At 64.6% G+C, this 16879-nt stretch carries 15 protein-coding genes and 1 pseudogene; 5 read left to right on the top strand and 11 right to left on the bottom strand.

All coding sequences use genetic code 11. The features are described 5' to 3' along the window. Nucleotides 1-42 precede the first annotated feature (42 nt). Nucleotides 43-1233, bottom strand: coding sequence for an MFS transporter (locus KYT87_RS16890; RefSeq protein WP_219990413.1), 1191 nt, complete (start codon nt 1231-1233; stop codon nt 43-45). Between the two features lie 96 nt (nt 1234-1329). Between KYT87_RS16890 and KYT87_RS16895 the strand changes: the two genes are divergently transcribed. The 3 genes from KYT87_RS16895 to KYT87_RS16905 all read left to right on the top strand — a co-directional run bounded on the left by KYT87_RS16895 (nt 1330) and on the right by KYT87_RS16905 (nt 3968). Further along, complete coding sequence (locus tag KYT87_RS16895) at nt 1330-1917, top strand: TetR/AcrR family transcriptional regulator (protein ID WP_219990414.1); 588 nt, start codon at nt 1330-1332, stop codon at nt 1915-1917. A 152-nt stretch (nt 1918-2069) separates the two neighbouring features. Further along, nucleotides 2070-3518 carry an MFS transporter gene (locus KYT87_RS16900; RefSeq protein WP_255593211.1) on the top strand — a complete coding sequence of 483 codons (1449 nt, stop codon included), beginning with the start codon at nt 2070-2072 and terminating at the stop codon, nt 3516-3518. Between the two features lie 6 nt (nt 3519-3524). Beyond that, complete coding sequence (locus tag KYT87_RS16905) at nt 3525-3968, top strand: hypothetical protein (RefSeq protein WP_255593212.1); 444 nt, start codon at nt 3525-3527, stop codon at nt 3966-3968. 46 nt (nt 3969-4014) lie between these two features. Here KYT87_RS16905 and KYT87_RS16910 read toward each other — a convergent pair whose 3' ends face one another. After that, on the bottom strand, nt 4015-4272 hold the full coding sequence (locus KYT87_RS16910; RefSeq protein ID WP_046805812.1) for a hypothetical protein: 258 nt from the start codon (nt 4270-4272) through the stop codon (nt 4015-4017). A gap of 106 nt (nt 4273-4378) precedes the next feature. Then, a pseudogene (locus KYT87_RS16915) lies at nt 4379-6011 on the bottom strand (intermembrane transport protein PqiB). Nucleotides 6012-6109: 98 nt separating this feature from the next. Between KYT87_RS16915 and KYT87_RS16920 the strand changes: the two are divergent. Beyond that, on the top strand, nt 6110-6604 hold the full coding sequence (locus tag KYT87_RS16920) for a GNAT family N-acetyltransferase (protein WP_046805839.1): 495 nt from the start codon (nt 6110-6112) through the stop codon (nt 6602-6604). On the opposite strand, the gene KYT87_RS16925 is transcribed toward KYT87_RS16920, so the two are convergent. The 3 genes from KYT87_RS16925 to KYT87_RS16935 all read right to left on the bottom strand — a co-directional run bounded on the left by KYT87_RS16925 (nt 6601) and on the right by KYT87_RS16935 (nt 8499). Then, entirely contained in the window at nt 6601-6909 is a 309-nt protein-coding gene (locus KYT87_RS16925; protein ID WP_219990415.1) for a DUF3892 domain-containing protein, read from the bottom strand. The two genes, KYT87_RS16920 and KYT87_RS16925, sit on opposite strands and share 4 nt — an antisense overlap. 69 nt (nt 6910-6978) lie before the next feature. Next, nucleotides 6979-7836: a 3-deoxy-8-phosphooctulonate synthase gene (gene kdsA / locus KYT87_RS16930; protein ID WP_219990416.1), complete on the bottom strand. Its 858-nt coding sequence runs from the start codon at nt 7834-7836 to the stop codon at nt 6979-6981. A 99-nt stretch (nt 7837-7935) separates the two neighbouring features. Further along, a complete protein-coding gene (locus tag KYT87_RS16935; protein WP_219990417.1) occupies nt 7936-8499 on the bottom strand; it encodes a cytochrome b in 564 nt (187 codons plus the stop codon). Between the two features lie 133 nt (nt 8500-8632). On the opposite strand from KYT87_RS16935, the gene KYT87_RS16940 reads away from it, so the two are divergent. Then, entirely contained in the window at nt 8633-9895 is a 1263-nt protein-coding gene (locus KYT87_RS16940; RefSeq protein WP_223264954.1) for a hypothetical protein, read from the top strand. A gap of 25 nt (nt 9896-9920) precedes the next feature. On the opposite strand, the gene KYT87_RS16945 is transcribed toward KYT87_RS16940, so the two are convergent. From KYT87_RS16945 to KYT87_RS16965, 5 genes are read right to left on the bottom strand one after another with little or no spacing between them, the layout of a single operon-like run. Further along, nucleotides 9921-10505 carry a glycerol-3-phosphate responsive antiterminator gene (locus tag KYT87_RS16945; RefSeq protein ID WP_219990418.1) on the bottom strand — a complete coding sequence of 195 codons (585 nt, stop codon included), beginning with the start codon at nt 10503-10505 and terminating at the stop codon, nt 9921-9923. A gap of 2 nt (nt 10506-10507) precedes the next feature. Continuing rightward, entirely contained in the window at nt 10508-12070 is a 1563-nt protein-coding gene (locus KYT87_RS16950; RefSeq protein ID WP_219990419.1) for an FAD-binding oxidoreductase, read from the bottom strand. Then, nucleotides 12067-13746: a glycerol-3-phosphate dehydrogenase/oxidase gene (locus tag KYT87_RS16955; RefSeq protein WP_219990420.1), complete on the bottom strand. Its 1680-nt coding sequence runs from the start codon at nt 13744-13746 to the stop codon at nt 12067-12069. Before KYT87_RS16955 ends, KYT87_RS16950 begins: the two co-directional genes overlap by 4 nt. Then, complete coding sequence (locus tag KYT87_RS16960) at nt 13743-15284, bottom strand: FGGY family carbohydrate kinase (RefSeq protein WP_120156175.1); 1542 nt, start codon at nt 15282-15284, stop codon at nt 13743-13745. The genes KYT87_RS16955 and KYT87_RS16960 overlap by 4 nt, the downstream gene beginning before the upstream one ends. Further along, nucleotides 15281-16738 carry an MFS transporter gene (locus tag KYT87_RS16965; RefSeq protein WP_219990421.1) on the bottom strand — a complete coding sequence of 486 codons (1458 nt, stop codon included), beginning with the start codon at nt 16736-16738 and terminating at the stop codon, nt 15281-15283. The genes KYT87_RS16960 and KYT87_RS16965 overlap by 4 nt, the downstream gene beginning before the upstream one ends. Between the last annotated feature and the right edge of the window lie 141 nt (nt 16739-16879).

Consider the following 16879-nt stretch of genomic DNA (forward strand, 5'->3'; position numbering starts at 1 on the left):
CCCCACAGCGCGCCGGAGCCGCCATTCTAGCGATGCCTTGCTTTACAGCGAGACGCGCGCCACCCCCTGCCGGCGCGCGCCGGGCAAAGCCACCAGCAACACGATCACGCCAGCTACCGTGGCAGTCCAGAATCCGGCTTGCACGCCATGGTGATCCACGACCCAGCCCGCTATCGCCGCGCCCGCCGCAACGCCGGCCCCCAGCCCGGTGACCAGCCAGGTCAGCCCCTCCGTCAGACGCTGGCCGGGCACGCTGCTTTCCACCAATGCCATCGCGATGATCATGGTGGGCGCGAAGGACAGGCCGGCCAGCAACACGCCCAACGCCAAGGTCACCAGGTCGTTCACCAGCAGCAGCGGCAACGTCGTGAATGCCGTCACGGCCGCTGCGATCGATAGCAGGCGGGCCAGCGGCATCTGGAACTTCATGACACCGAACACCAGCCCCGCCACGCACGAACCCAACGCGTAGGTGGACAGCACAAGGCTCGCCCCCGCCGGCACGCCCTGAGCGCGGGCGAAGGCCACGCTCAAGACGTCGATGGTGCCCACGATGACGCCCATGGCCGCCATCATGGCCACCAGCGCGAACATCGACGGCATGCGCAACACCGACGCCTGCCGCCCGGCCGGGACGGCCTGCACCCTGGGCGCCGTGGCGGGCTGCAAGACGAAAGCCGTCACACCCACCGCCAACAGCAACGCGGCAACCAGCGGCCCCGCTTGCGGAAACAACGCCACGCTAAGACCCACGGCCAAGGGCGGACCCAGGATGAAGCTGACCTCGTCAGCGACCGACTCCAGCGCATAGGCGGTACGCAGTTGCGGCTGGTCGCGAAAGATCTCGGTCCAACGCGCACGGATCATCGCGGGCATGCTGGGCAACGTGCCCGCCAGCGCGGCAAACAGGAACAGCGTCCAGTCCGGCGCATTCCACTCTACGCAGGCCGACAAACCAAGCAATGCGGCCACGCAGATCCCCGCGGCGACGGGCAGCACGCGTCCTTGCCCATGACGGTCCACCAGCCGCGAAATGCGCGGTGCCAGCAACGCGGTCGCCAACGCAAACGTGGCGGCAACAGCGCCCGCCATGCCGTAAGCGCCGCGCACTTCCGACAGCATCGTGATGATGCCGATGCCGATCATCGGCAAAGGCAGGCGCGCGATGGCGCCGGCCAGGACGAAACCCAGGGCGCCTGGCGCGTTGAATAACTCACGATACGGATTGGACACCGAAGACCTTTTGCTGATTGGGTGGACAGGCGGATCCTATTCACATACATTCCGTATGTCAATTAACCTGCGCACCGTATGTCATGGGAGACGCACATGCCCCGCACCCGCGCGGAAATGATCGAAGCGACTCGCGCCAAGCTGCTTGCCACCGCCCGTCACGCGTTCGAACACGTGGGTTATGCCGCCACGTCCATGGACGATCTGACCGCCCGAGTCGGGTTGACGCGAGGAGCCTTGTATCACCATTTCAATGACAAACAAGGCTTGCTTGCCGCAGTGGTCCAACAGATCGACGACGATATGGACCGGCGCTTGAAGGATATTTCGGATCAAGCCCCGGACGCGTGGACGGCGCTGCGCGAACGCTGCCGCGCGTATTTGCGAATGGCAACCGAACCGGCCATTCGGCGGATTGTGTTGCAAGACGCGCCGGCGGTGCTGGGCGCGGGGCCGAACGCGGCGCAGTCGCAGTGCATTGCGTCCATGGCGGCGTTGCTGAAGCAACTGATCGACGACGGGCTCATTGAAACCGCCGACCCCCGGGCCATCGCCAATTTCATCAATGGCGGGCTGACGGACAGCGCGTTATGGATCGCCGGTTCGGCCGGCGAATCGGATCGCCTTGACGACGCGCTGCACACCCTGGAATTGATGCTTCGTGGCTTGCGACGCAGGCCTTGATACGGTCCGGCTTCGGTCGGGGTCGGAGTCTGGACCCGGTCAGGAGCTGGATCGGGACACGCCGCAAGGAACCTCCCGCGCCCGCGCGTTGTGCGCTATCTGCAACGCACGTATTATCAAAGCATTTGCTTGTTTAAATTATCGGAGCGCCTGTGCCCACCAGCCCCATCCTTGAGCCCGCCGCCCCCAGCGCTTCGTGGGCCGACCTGCTTCAAGGCGCCAATGCCCTGCGGTCGATTGCCCTGGCGGGCGGCGTCGCGCTGCACGCCATCAACGTTTATATCGTCACCACCATCCTGCCCACGGTGATCGAGGACATAGGCGGCCTGGAGTACTACGCCTGGAACACGACGCTGTTCGTGGTGACGTCCATCATCGGGTCCGCGCTGTCGGCCAAGCTGATCGAAACACTAGGGCCGCGCAGCGCCTACCTGTTCGCCGTGGCCGTCTTCAGCGCCGGAGCCGTTATCTGCGCGATGGCCCCGGGCATGCCGGTACTGCTGGCGGGACGCAGCGTGCAAGGGCTGGGCGGCGGCATTCTTTTCGCGTTGAGCTACGCACTGATCCGGCTGGTGTTCGACGCCCCGTTGTGGTCCCGCGCCATGGCCTTGGTGTCTTGCATGTGGGGCGTTGCAACACTGTCCGGGCCCGCCATCGGCGGGATATTCGCGCAATCGGGAGACTGGCGGCTGGCGTTCTGGGCCCTGTTACCGGTTGCCGCCGTGCTGGCGTTGATCGTCGCACTCAAGGTGGGCGGACGGGCGTCGGTACCGCCTGCGCCGCGCTCGGTGCTGCCGCTGCGCACATTGGCCTTGCTGGTCGCCTCCGTAATCGCCGTCACGCTGGCCAGCCTGTCGACGCAGCTAGTGTGGAACGTGGCGGGCATTGGGGCGGGGCTCATCATCGCCCTGCTTATCGCGCGGGTCGACGCGCGCGCTCGCCATCGCCTGCTGCCCACCGGCGCTTACAGCCTGCGCGCGCCGCTGGGCGCGTTGTACGCGACGATGTGCCTGGTGGTGGCCGCCATCGCCACCGAGATATTCGTGCCCTATTTCCTGCAAGTCATCCACGGCATGCCGCCGCTGAAGGCGGGCTACCTGACCGCTGCCATGGGCGCCGGCTGGACGCTGGCCGCCATGCCCAGCGCCACCCGGACGGGCCGCGACGCCGACCGGCTGATACGCATCAGCCCCATCGTGATCCTGGGGTCGTTGATCGTGCTGGGCATCATGACACCGCAGGCGTCACTGCTTGCCACCCCGGCCGGCCTGGGCGCGTACATCGTTGCGTTGGCGGGGGTGGGATTCGGCATCGGGCTGGCCTGGCCGCATCTGCTGACCAAAGTGTTCAACGCGGCGCCCAAGGGCGAAGAGACGCTGACGTCTTCGTCGATTACCACCGTGCAGCTCTATGCGGCGGCGGTAACGGCGGCGCTGGCCGGCGTGGTCGTCAATAGCGCGGGGCTTGCCGACCCCGGCGGTGTCGAAGGGGCTCGGCATGCCGCGGGCTGGCTGTTCGCGGCGTTTGCATTGATGCCGGCGCTGGCGCTGATCCTGCTGCCTCGCGTGACGCGGGCGGTGGCGCCGGGGCCGGATGCGTAACGCGCCTTGATTGGCGGCATCACGCAAGTCCACGCGATGCTGCCAATCGTCAGACCATTGGGACCGAAATACAGCAAAGGCGGTATGGAACGTCACGCGGGTCTTTGCTACGCTCAGAAGCACCTGCAAAAGGTGGCGCCCATGAGCAACAAGATTCGAGTCCTTTGCGTTCAACCGTCGTCGATGTCCGCGCGGTTCGCCTTCCTGGCGATTGCGGTGCGATGGTCGCTGGGCGCCACCCCCCGCCCCACCCGGCTGATGATCGGGCCCCACGACCTGGAGCCCATCGGCTCCGAACCGGCCTTTTGGCGCTTTGCATTACGGCATGCGCTGACCGGGCAATCGTTTTTGGTGACGCGCGGCGGCCACTGGGATGTGGCGGCGGCGGTGGACGGTGACGAGGTCCATGCATTTGGCCGTAAATTCGCGCTTAGCCAATGCTTGTACTGAACGCTCTTTGTTCCAGGCGTTTATTGTCAGCGCGTTGTTGCCAAGCCTACGCGCCGCATTCCGGCTTGCGGTGAAAAGCAGCCAGTTCCTCAGCTGTCCACCGCAGGCGTGCTTCGTCCTGGCAACACGAACGAAAAACCAAGGCGCCTACATCCAGGAAGCGGCTGACGTCCGCGTCGGTCAGCTTGCCCTGTACCTGCAACAGGCAGTCCGCATACGCGGACAACACGCCGTCCCAGCCGTCCAGCTGGTCCGGCGCGACCGGCTGGGAAATCATGCGCACCATCATTTCACTATGATCCATTCGGTGGTCCCCCCTCGGATACCGCACCGCCGGCCGCAGTGCTGCAACCGTTCGTAGAAAGCTTCCAGCAAGTGTCATGCCCAAAACCGTGCACGCCGGTGTCTACCTACCGCCCGGGCGCCGCATCCGGCGCCCTGCCCCGCAACAGCGCGTCGGGATGGGCCTGAAGATAATCCGCCAACTGCCGCAACGATCGCGCCGCGCGACCCAACTCACGCAGCGCCGTATCGGTATTTAGCGGCAACGCGGACTCGGGGGCCAGCAACGCGCTCACGGCCGCCAACGACTGGTTTGCTTGCCTCAGCACGGCCTGCGCCTCTGGCGCCAGGTGCGTATCCAGCCGCTTGACCAGACGCGAGGCGCCCCGAAGCGCCCCGGCCAGTTCCGTACCGATGGCATCGAACGGCACCTTGTCGACCTTGGTCAGGATGCTGTTCAACTGCTGTTGCAGCTGGTCCAGGTTATTGCGCACGGTGGGGATGAACGGTCGATCTTCCATCTTGAAAGTGGCGGCGGGCGCATCAGGAAATTCCGCTAGCGCCACATACAACTGGCCGGTCAGCAAGTTGCCGATGCGCAACTGCGCCCGGGTGCCGCGCGCGACCAAGGCAGTCATCAATCTGCCGCTGGGGTGTTTGACATCCGGGCCCGCGAAGTTCTTGATCTGGTGGAACGTTTTGTCGCCCAGCCGCTCCGGGTACAGCGTGGCGGAAACCAGCGCGTAGAACTGTTTGGCCGTCTGGTCAAAGTCCAGGTCGATGGCGTCCACCTTGCCGACCGTGACGCCATACGCGTCGACAGGCGCACCCACCACCAGCCCCCGCACCGATTGATCGAAACGCATGCGCACGTGCAGCGGCGCGCCGTCCGGTTCGGCCCGGGCCGACTCTTCGCTGGAGAAAAGCGGGAATGCTGCGCCGGCCGCCGCGGGCTGGCTGGCCGCCCGTTCCAGGGTGTCGAATGCCACGCCACCCACAATTACGGAAACCAGGGACTGGGACCGCATCTGCAAACCGCGCGCATCCACGCTGAAGTCGACGCCGCTGGCGTTCCAGAAGCGCGTGCTCTCATTGACGTAGGAATCGTTCGGCGCGTCGACGAACACCTGCACGTCGACCCCATCGCCATCCTTGGCCAACCGGTAGTTCACCACCTGCCCCACGGCAATGCGGCGGTAGTACACGGGTGAGCCGACATCCAGCGAGCCCAGATCGTTGGCGTGTAGCGTGAAGCGCTTTCCGGCCCGGTCCTGCGCAACCTCGGGCGGCACTTCCAGACCGGTGAATTCGCTTTTACGCTCGCTGCGGGCGCCGCCCTTGCCCTGGCCGCCGGCTGGGTCCAGGCCAATATACGAGCCCGACAACAGCGTACCCAGGCCCGACACCCCGCTGAGCGTCAGCCGCGGGCGCACCACCCAAAATACCGTGCCGTCGCGCAACAGGTTGGCCGCGTCCTTGTCCACGCGGATCGTGACCACCACGCCCGTGCGGTCCTGGTTCAGGTTGACGCGTTCAACCAGGCCGACATTGACTTCTTTGTAGCGGACCTGCGTCTTGCCCGCTTCCAGGCCTTCGGCGGTCTGGAAGTGGACGGTAGCCGGTGGGCCCTGCATTCAGCCAGGCCTGCACCACCAGCAGCAATCCGCCGATGACGGCCACCACCGGGACCAGCCAGATCCAGGAAACGCGGCGCCCCTTGCGCGGCGGCGTGCGAGCTGCGGCAGAACCAGACTCAGCCATCGAGGATGTCTCCTTCGTGTACGCGTCAGACCGGATCGCCCGTCAGCAAGCGCCTGGAATAGCGGGTAGCATGGCCCTCCTATTTGGAGGAAGTCAACGTGAATATCGCCATCCGCCCCGCCATCCCCTCGGATGCGGCCCAGATCTATGCCTTCATTACTGAACTGGCCGTGTACGAGCGCGCCGCGCACGAAGTGATCGCCAGCGCAGACGACGTCGCCCGTACCCTTTTTGCCCCGCAGGCGCCCGCCAAGGCGCTGATGTGCCTGGCGGATGGCAAACCTATCGGGTACGCGGTCTATTTCTACAGCTATTCCACCTGGCTCGGCAAGAACGGTATTTACCTGGAAGACCTGTACATCACGCCCGAGCATCGCGGCATCGGGGCCGGACGCGACCTGCTGCGCCACCTGGCGCAAGAAGCGGTGGCCAACGGCTGTGGCCGGCTGGAATGGAGCGTGCTGGACTGGAACAAGCCGGCAATCGACTTCTACGTATCGATCGGCGCGGTGCCGCTGGATGAGTGGGTCCGCTACCGCCTGACCGACGACGCGCTGAAAAGCTTCGCCGAAGGCCGCCGCCAAGCCGCCTAGAACTCGGGTAGGTCGAACAGCGTGTGCAAGGTCGAGCTAGGCACCGGCACGGACGCCAGCAGTTCGTGGCCGTCGTCGGTGGTCAGCACGCGCACGGGGCGCAGCGCCACGGTGGTGCCGTCCACGCTGATGGCGGTTTCCACGTCGGCCCCCTCCTTGATCACGTCAATCACCTCGGACGCCGAGGCCGTGACCGGCTCGGTGACCCACCCTGGCACGCCCCGCTCGGCCTGGCCCCAGCGCACATAGGCAATGTGCCCGCTGATGGGCTCTTTTCGAACAGCGACGATTACGTAAAAAGACATCCGGGCCTCCCTGTAGTGGTGTGGCCTGGATCGTATAGCAAGCTGCCGTCGATGGCATGCCCGCGCGCGTCAGGGTTCGATATCGATGTCCGCAAAGGATTTCACCAGATCGTCCAGCTGCTTGAGCTGGGTCAGGAACGGTTCCAGTTTGTCCAGCGGCAACGCGCTGGGTCCATCGCACTTGGCGTTCTTCGGGTCGGGGTGAGCCTCTAGAAACAGCCCCGCCAGGCCCACCGCCATGCCCGCGCGCGCCAGTTCGGCAACCTGCGCGCGGCGACCGCCCGAGGCGGCGTCCAAGGCGGAACGCTGCTGCAACGCGTGGGTCACGTCGAAAATCAAGGGCCGGTTGCCGGAGACCTTTTTCATCACGCCGAAACCCAGCATGTCGACCACCAGGTTGTCGTAGCCGAAGCTGGTGCCGCGATCGCACAGGATCAGCTTGTCGTTGCCCGCTTCGGTGAACTTTTCAACGATGTTCAGCATCTGGGTCGGGCTGAGAAACTGCGGCTTCTTGATATTGACGATGCGCTGCGTCTTGGCCAGCGCCACCACCAGATCCGTCTGACGCGCCAGGAAGGCGGGCAATTGCAGGATGTCCACCACTTCAGCAACGGGCGCCGCCTGCCAGGGCTCGTGCACGTCGGTTATGACCGGCACGCCGAACTCTTTCTTGACGGCTTCGAAGATCTTCATGCCCTCTTCCAGGCCGGGACCCCGGTAGGAATGGATGGAAGATCGGTTGGCCTTGTCGAACGACGCCTTGAACACGTACGGAATGCCCAGCTTTTGGGTCACGCGTTGATATTCTTCGCACGCGCGCAGCGCCAGATCCAGGGATTCCAGCACGTTGATGCCGCCAAACAGCACGAAGGGGCGGTCATTGGCGCAGTGGATCGACGAGGAAATTACGACTTCTGGGGCGGTCATGATGGGAAAATCCTGTGGGAATAAGGCAGGTGACAGTGCGTAATGTACAACCTGCCCCGCCCCGATTTCACCTCATCCGCCGATTTTTCCCCACCGCCCTCAGCGGCTGCGCAGCATCCGGCGCAACACCCCATCGTGCAAGGCGTAATGGTGAACCAACGCCGCCAGCGCATGCACCAAGGCCAACGCGATGATCGTCCACGCCACCGTGTCGTGCAGCCCACCGATGAAGTGGCGCTGTTCGCGGTCGATCGCAATCCACCGGGGCACGTCGAACAACCCGAAGAAAGCAAACGGTTCTCCCTGCGCCCAGCGAAACAGAAAGCCCAGCACGATCTGCGCGGCCATCAACAGGTACAGCAGCCCGTGTACGCCTGTACTAGCCAGGCCCATCAAGCCGGTGGCAGCGGGCGGCAGGCGCCGGCCACCAGTGGACCGCCACACGACGCGCAGCACGAACACCGCGGTGAACAGCAAGCCGAACGATATGTGCAGCGATTGCAGCAGCCGACGGGTCGGCGTGCCGCGCGGCAGGAAGCTCCAGATTTCCGCCAGGGCAAACAAGCCCACGACCAGAATCGCCGTCAACCAATGCAACGCAATCGTCATGCGGTCATAGTGCGATGGGCCGGGGTAATTCGCCTGCAAGGGTGACGTCGTCATCGTGGGGATTTGAGCCTGAAAGGTAACCCCCGAGCGTATTGAGTTCCGACTTACGGTGTCCTGAGCAAGCGCGCCGCATCCCCGCGGCGTTATCACTGGACGCGGCCCGGAACCGTGGCCACAATGACCCGTCGTGGACGGTCAAAGCGCCGTCCAGCATCTGATTGAAGGCGGGCACATGGGTTTTTTCGACACGCTGTTCCGGCGCAGGCCTACGCCGGATCAATTTGCCAAACTGTTCGTGGCGGCGGCTCGCAAGCAAGGCTTCGAGGGCGACCTGACTTACAAGGCCGATGAATTCCGCTTGCTGTTGGGCGAAGGTTCGTTCTTCAACCTGCACAACGCTTATCACGCTTACTACAACACCCGTGGCGCGCAGCAACAGCGCGCCCTGCAGGGTTTCGTCTCGGCCTTGGCCAGCAGCAAGCAGTCGACGCCGCAACAGGCCACGGTGGCGCGCCCCATGCTGCGGGCCGTTATCCGCAGCCGCACCGCCCTGGAAGACGTGCGCCTGCACCATGTGCGCACCGAAGGCGACGATTCCGCGTTCCATCCCGCCTACCTGCCCTTTGGCGAGGATTGCGTGGTGCTGCTGGCGCTGGACCACCCGGACGCCATCTCCACCCTGACCAACGGCCCCGAGGCCGCTTGGCAATTGACGTTCGACCAGGCCTTGGCGGTTGCCATCGACAACCTGCGCGACGCGCCGGACGACTTTGCCGAGATTGCTGCCGGCGTCTATCGGGGCGCCTGGGCAGACGGCTACGACATCAGCCGGGCCCTGCTGCCAGACATGATCGAGCGTGTGCCGGTGCGGGGCCGGCCGGTGTTCATGGTGCCTACACGCGACGTGCTGTTGGTGGCCGGCGACAACGATGACGTTGGCTTGGCGAACATGGTGGAACTGGCGCACCAAGCGCTCATGCAAGGGCGGTCGGTCAGCGCGCATATGTACCACTACGAAGATCGGCAACCGCTTCGATACGTGCCGAGCAACCCTGCGCTGGCGCAGCGGCTTGCGCATCTGGAGCGCCTGCTCGACAAATCCGAATACGACGCGCAGAAAGAGGCGCTGGACCATATCCACGAAGAACAGGGCCAGGACATTTTCGTGGCCAACTACAACCTCTTCACCAGCGACGAAGAGCCCGTCATGTCGTTTTCGCTGGCGTCCTGGACGCGCGGCGTGGACACGTCGCTGCCCAAGGTGGACCGTCTTGCGCTGGTGCGCCCAGACGCCGAGGACAACATCGGCGAAGTGCGCGTGGTGTCATGGGAACAGGCCGCGCACCTGCTGCAACCGCTGCTGGCGCGTGAAAAGGGCTACCCGGCGCGCTACCGCACGCAGGGCTTCCCGGAAGACGCGCAGATCGCGCAACTGGACGAAGTGCCGTAGGGGCGGCGGGCTGGATTACCCGTTTTCAGCCCTTAAGCTGCCGCCCTTCCAGGCTCCACAGTTGCGGATCGCTGGTGGACACCCCCACCGCGCCGTGCTTCATGGCCGTGGCAATGTCCGCCTGGTTGCAGACAAAGCCCGACGCCACGATGGGCGGCAGGGCTTTCAGGTCTTGGGGGGCCATGTGCGCCAGCATCGGCGCCGGCATCAACTGAACCAGGTTGGGGTCGCTTTGTTCCAGCGCCTTGACGCTGCGCGGCCAGGTGGAACGGTCGGTCACAAATACTTTTTGCATCGTGACCATACCGGCACGGTTGGCTCGCTGAATGGTGGCCACGCGGGTTGAAACCAGGCTGGCCACGCCGATATCAGCCAGGTATTCCACCCCGCCCTTGTCCTGCGACAGGCCTTCGCAGCTGTCGATATTGACGATCGCGAATTTGCCCGCGCGGTTCAAGGTGGCGATGACCGGCGCCAGCTTGCGCAACTCAACGTTGGCCACGATGCCGATCTCGGCCACGCTGCCCACGAACGTGTTGATTTGCTCAAGCCCATACAGCGTCGCAATGACTGGATGACGCGCCAGGCATGCCCCAAATGACCTATCCATGGTTATCGACTTTCCTGACCATAATGGCGTTGATCGCTCAAGCCCAGCTTGCCGGGATTAAGAATGTTCTGCGGGTCCAACTGGCGCTTGACCGCAAGCAGCACGTTAAAAGCGCTACCCAGCGATTCCTGCATGTACGGCGCCCGCAGCAGGCCCACGCCGTGATGATGGCTGAGCGCCGCATTGTATTTAATCAGCACGGCGTTGGCGGCATCCCATGCGGCGCGATACCACTGGGCGCGCCGCTCCACCTCGACGTCGCCGCGCAACGAAAAATACAGGCAGGCCCCGTCGACGTAAGCATGCGACTGGTGCGCGGAACCCGCCAACGTGCCGGGCACCGCGTTCACCGCCGCCACCACTTCACTGTAAATGGCGGACAGGTCGCTCCAGCGGCCCGACATTTCAAGCGTGTCGGCCACGAACCCCGGGCTGCGCTTGAAGCCCTCGGCGCTCTTGCCGGTCAGATAGCGCGTTTCCAGCCAGCGTTCAAAGACGGCGTCGCCGTCCAGCTTTTCGCCCAGTTCTTCGCAGACGCCTTCGCTGATCTGCATGACGGCGTCCACAATCTGGCGTGCGCCCTCGTCGGCCACCAGCAGCACGTTCAGGTCGGGTCGATTGAACTGCACCCCGCTTTCCAGTTCGTCATACAGGCGTAACGCCGCCGGGTTGGCGCCGCGCTGCATGATCTCGCGGCACGCGTCCAGGCCGATGGCGAATGTCTTGAAACCGTACGCTATGGCGCGGCCGTAATCGGGCAGGCGATGCAGCTTGAGGCGCAACCGCACGATCACGCCCAGCGTGCCTTCAGAGCCGATGAACAACTGCTGCAGGTCCGAGCCCACCGCCGCGCGGGAATAGCCGCCCACCGTGATCAGGCTGCCGTCGGCCAGTACAACGTCCATACCGAACACCATGTCTTCGATCTTGCCGTAGCGGGTGGACAACTGCCCTGCCCCCCGGCAAGCCGCCCAGCCGCCCACCGTGCTGATGCCGAACGACGACGGCCAATGGCCCATCGTCAGCCCGTATTCATTCTGGATGGTCTGTTCAAAGACGTCGCCGAACATGCCCGCTTCCACTTCCACGATTTGGCTTTCGCGGTCCACGCCGATCAGCTGGTTCAGCTGGCAGACGTCCAGCACGATGCCACCGCGCACCGGCAAGGCGGCCCCGGTGACATTGCTGCGCCCCGCCGACACCGTGACCGGGATGGCTTCGGCGTTGGCGTAACGCATGACCGCCTGCACCTGCTGCACCGATGACACCGTCACGATCACCGCCTGCGGCGTAGCAGGCTTGCCGCCGGTTTCCGACACCATGGACCCCGCCCACCAATCGCGCGTCCAGGCGACGACGTCGGCCGTGGCCGTCATGACGTTGTCGGCCACGTGCCGCAGGGCATCGACCTGCGCATCGCTGACGCGCACGGGGTCGCGTTGCAGGCCGGGTTCGGTGCCAGCGCCTGCGCCGGTCAAGGTGGCGGCATAGGCAGGCGGCGTGTGTGCGCCCACGACGTAATTGCCACGGTTGTAGCCGCGCTTGATGGCTTCTTTGCTGATCATTGTTCGTCTCCCATGAGTATGGATTTTTCGTACTTGATGGCAGCCAGGTAGTCGTTCACCTGCTGCGCGATGGTGGCGGGCGGCAAACCAAGTTCCGCCTGCAAGATCTGTCCGACGCGGCCGGCGGCAAGCGCGGAGGCGTCGCGCGCCATCAGGCGCGTGCGCATGCGCCTGGCCAGCACGTCTTCAACGGTGCCGGCCATTTCATGGCGCACGGCGTAAAGCACCTCGGCTTCGGTGTAGGGCAAGCCGTCGACAATCGGCGTCAGCAAAGCCGGCGACGCCTGCATCAAGTCGCTGACAAAGCGCGCCTCGGTGCCATAGCGTTCGCCCAGATGCGCCGACATGCCGCCGGACGCCACGATGGCTTGCGGGTCGTATCCGGCGGCGCCCAGCAGATAGGCCTTCTTCGTCTGGCAGGCATTGCGCTGCCCCAGCACCTGTTGCGCGGCGTCGATGGTCTGTTCCGCCATATGCCGCGACGTGGTCAGCTTGCCGCCCACTATCGTGACCAGCCCGTCGCCGGACACGCGGATTTCGTGGTTGCGCTTGATCTCCAGCGTTTTGCCCCCGGGCGGCGCCACCAGCGGGCGACAGCCGGCGATGCTGCCCACCACGTCTTCGGCTTGCAGATCGGTCTTGAGCGCCGAGCGCGCGCCTTCCAGCAGGAAGTCCAGTTCGCGCCGCGTGCAATACACGTCGTCCAGGTTTCCTTCGTAGTCTTCGTCGGTGGTACCCAGGTAAGACACGTCGCCCCAGCGCGTGATCGTGGCGCGCCGGCTGCGACCGGGCACGGGAATGGTCACCGTGCAATCGTTGCGGACCTTGATCCAGGGCACCGCCACGTGCACGCCCTTGGCCGGGCGCACGTGCAACACGGGTTCATCGCCTTTTTTCGCCCCGGTCCAATCGCGCAGCCAGACGCCCGTCGCCATGATGACGACCCGGGCGCGCGCGCGGATTTCTTTGTTGTCCGCGTGGATGATCGCGCCGTCCACCTTGCCGTGCGTGTCACGCGTGACCTCGATCGCCTTCGCATGATTGGCCACCGCCGCGCCGTGAAAGGCGGCGGTACGCGCCACCGTCAGCGTCAGGCGCGCATCGTCGACGCGGGCGTCGTAATACAGGAAACCGCCCAGCAGTCCGTCTTCCTTGAACGTTGGGCAATGCGACAGCACTTCGGCCGCCGTCAGCTTCTGGTGCAGGATGCCCTCGCGCCATCCGCCTGCCACGTCATACGTCCACAGCAGGCTTTCAAATGCCTTGGACAGGCGCTTGTCGAACACCCCGTCGCGTTCCAGGATGGGAAACAAAAACGGCAGACGCTGCACCAGATGCCGCGCGTTGCGCCGCAGCCGTTGGCGTTCATGCAGGGAATGGCGCACCAAGCCCAGGTTGCCCTGTTCGATATAGCGCAAGCCCCCATGCACCATCTTCGAGGACTTGGACGAGGTGCCCGAGGCGAAGTCGTCCTTTTCGATCAACGCCACGCGATAGCCGCGCAAGGCGGCGTCCAGCGCCGCATAGGCGCCGGTGATACCGCCCCCCACGATCAGGATGTCGAACTGCTCGCTGCCCAACCGATCCAGCTGTTCGTGCCGGTTCAGGCGCAGGGGTTCGGTGCTGGTCATGTCGGCCCGGTCCTTCCTGGGCTTTCTGGATAGCCACCCGATCATTTGTGCAATGCCTCCTGGTTGTCTTGCTTGAACTGTTTGACGTGGCCCAATTCCGACCCCACCCGGGCGTGCCACAAGGCGCGGCGGCGACGACGTTCGTCGGCGTCAACGGCGGGCCGAAACACGGCGTCGGTCACGATGGTTTTGCAGGCCTCGTGCAATGACGGCCACAGCAAGCCCGCCGAGCCCGCCAGATACGCGATGCCGCGCAAGCTGGCGCGATCGGCCTCTTGCATGCGACGAATGGGAATGCCGATCAAGTCCGCTTGAATCTGCAACAAGGGGTCGCTGCGCGACAGGCCGCCGCCCACGACCAGTTCGGACACCCGTACGCCGGAGGCTTGCTCGTCCGCTTCGATGCAGCTGGCCACCGAATGCGCGATGCCCTCCAGAATGGCGTAGGCCACTTCGGCCTGCGTCGTGGCCATCGATACGCCCGTCAGCGACGCGCGGGCCGCGGCTTCCATCCGGGGCACGCGCAGCCCGGTCAAGGCCGGCACGAAGGTCACGCCGTTCGACGCGTTCACCGTTTCTGCCAACGCGCTGATCTCGTGGGCGTCCTTGAACCATTTCAGCTTTTCGCAGACCCAGTTCAATGCCGACCCGGTTGTTGCCACAAAGGTTTCGACCGCGAAGTGCGACACGCCTGACTGACGCCGGGCCGTCATGGTCAACGACCCGTCGGACATGCCGGCTTCCAAGGGAGGTTCGGTGCCGATGACCAGGTCCACGAAGCTGCCCGTGCCATGCACACACATCGCCTGTCCCCGGTTCAGGCATCCCAGGCCGATGGCGCCCGCGTGCTGGTCGCCGGCCGACGCCAGGATTGGCACGTCGATACCCAAGAGCTCCGGACGAGTTCTACCGAAATCATCTGCGTCCTGGCGCAGGGTCGGCAGCAGCTCGTGCGGAAAGCCAAGCTCCTGAATCCACTCTAGGTAGTAACGATGGTCGGCAAGCACGTACGCGCCGGCGGAGGTCGCGTTCGTGGGCGTGGTCACGCATTCGCGCCGCTGTGAAAAATGCCACAGCAACCACGTGTCCACGGTGCCGAACGCCAAGCGCTTGTCGCGCCACGCCTGGGCCACCAGCGGCGAATCGCGCAGGTGGCGCGCCGCCCAGAGATACAACGAGCGCACCCCCACCGGCCGACCGACGCGCTCTCGCAACCGGGCGTCCCATTCCGGCGCCAGCTGGTCCAGTTCGTCGACAAAGCGCGTGTCTTGCCAGACCATGGCCGGAACCAGCGCACGCCCTGTCTGCGTGTCCCACAGCACGGCCGTGGCCCGTTGTGTGGCCAGCGCCAGCGCAGCAATTTCCTGCCCCTCGGCGACCGCTTGTGCGATGGCATCCCGGCAGACCTGGACGGTGCGGTCCAGGATGTCGTTAGCGTCCTGCTCCACAACACCCGGCCGGGGCGAGTCGACATGCAGCGCCACGTATTGCAGGCAAGATACATGGCCGTGCTGAGACACCGTGGCCGCCCGCGTGCCGGACGTGCCCTCGTCTATGGCCAGAATCACTTTGTTGTTTGTCATCGCGAGGCTTTCCCAATGGCGGGGTCCAGGGCAGGCAGCACGGCGTCGTCCTTGAACTGGGGCGCGTCGGCTTCGTTGTCCGGGTTGATGGGGGTGCGGGTGGGGTCCCACTTGATCGTGAAGCAGATGATGCTGGCGATCAGCGGCACGATGGAGAGAATCAGGAAGGTCTTTTCAAGGCCGTAGTTTTCGCGAAACAGCGGAAACACCAGCAGTCCGATCGCGGCCCCCGTGGAGCCCAGCGCGCCGATGATGCCGTTGGCGCCCGCGCGAAGTTCGCTGCGGAACGACAGCGACGACAGGCTCTTGCCGTTGGCCCCCGGCCCGCCCGAATGGAACAGGATGAACAGCGACGGCACCACAACGGCCAGCCACAGCGGCATCTTGCCGTGGAAGGTACCGAGGATCAGCAGCATCAGAAACACCGCGGCAAAGCCGAATGCCGACGCCCGGCGCAGGCCCAGCTTGCGGCCGATGTACGGCGACAGAAAGCCGCCAAAAATGCCGAACACGTTGAACACCAGCGCGCCGATGGTGGCGAAGACGAAGTCCTTGCCGAACAGCGCGGCGCTGATCAAGGGCAGATACCAGCCCACGGCGAAATACTGGATCGACTGGCCGATCTGGACCGTTGCCGCCAGGATCGTGCGCGGCAGGTAAACGCCACGAAAGATCAACAGCACGTTGGCAATGCCGCGCCTGGCCTGGTTGACCACCGGCACACGCTCGTGCATCGGCGCCGCCGCGAACGGCTGCCCGTAGATACGCGTCATGGCGCGCGCCGCCTGCTCGACACGCTCTTTGCGGGCCAGCCAGATCGGGCTTTCCACCATGTAGCGCATTTGCAGCAGCAGGATCACGACCGCGAAGACGGCGGTAGCCGCAACCGAATAACGCCAGATGGAATCGCCCACGTCCCACGAGAAAAACAACAGCGCCAGCAGCAGGTTCGTGCACACGGCCGTGTACCACATGCCCTGCCAGGTATTAAGGCGGCTTTTGAATTTAAGCGGGGTGAATTCGGCCAGGACGGCCATCGCGATGGCGAAGTCGATTCCGTAGGCGGCGCCTACGAAAAACCGGCCGACCAGAATGACTTCGAAGCTGGGTGCAAACATCACCAGCAGCGCGCCGATGACGGCCAGGAATTTTGCGATGATCAAGGGCCGGATCCGGCCCCAACGATCCGCCATCCAGCCGCCGATGGGATTGAACGCAATGGCCACCCACGCGGCAAACGAGGTCATCAGCGCGACTTGACCGGCCGCAAGGCCCAGGTCGCGCGTCATGGGCCCCAGCCCCGCGCTTAACGCGGAGTTGGCAAACGCATCCAGGAACAGTCCACCCAGGGCCAGCCACCAGATCAGGCCTGCCCGCCCGGTGATACCGGGGCGTGAGTCGATAAAAGCGATGACATCGTCGATGCCACGTATTTTTACGGTCGATGATTGCACAGTCGTCTCCTCTTGGAATTATTTCTGTAAGAGGTCGACGCAAACTGCGCGCAATAAAAGACCACCCTACAGATGGTCTTTTATCTAAATCTGTGCGGTGACTTTATGGGCTGGGCATAGGGGTGTCAAGCCTTGCGGGCA

Origin of the sequence: Achromobacter sp. ES-001 (assembly GCF_019448355.1) — a bacterium.
GTDB classification, from domain to species: Bacteria; Pseudomonadota; Gammaproteobacteria; order Burkholderiales; family Burkholderiaceae_B; genus Achromobacter; species Achromobacter spanius_B.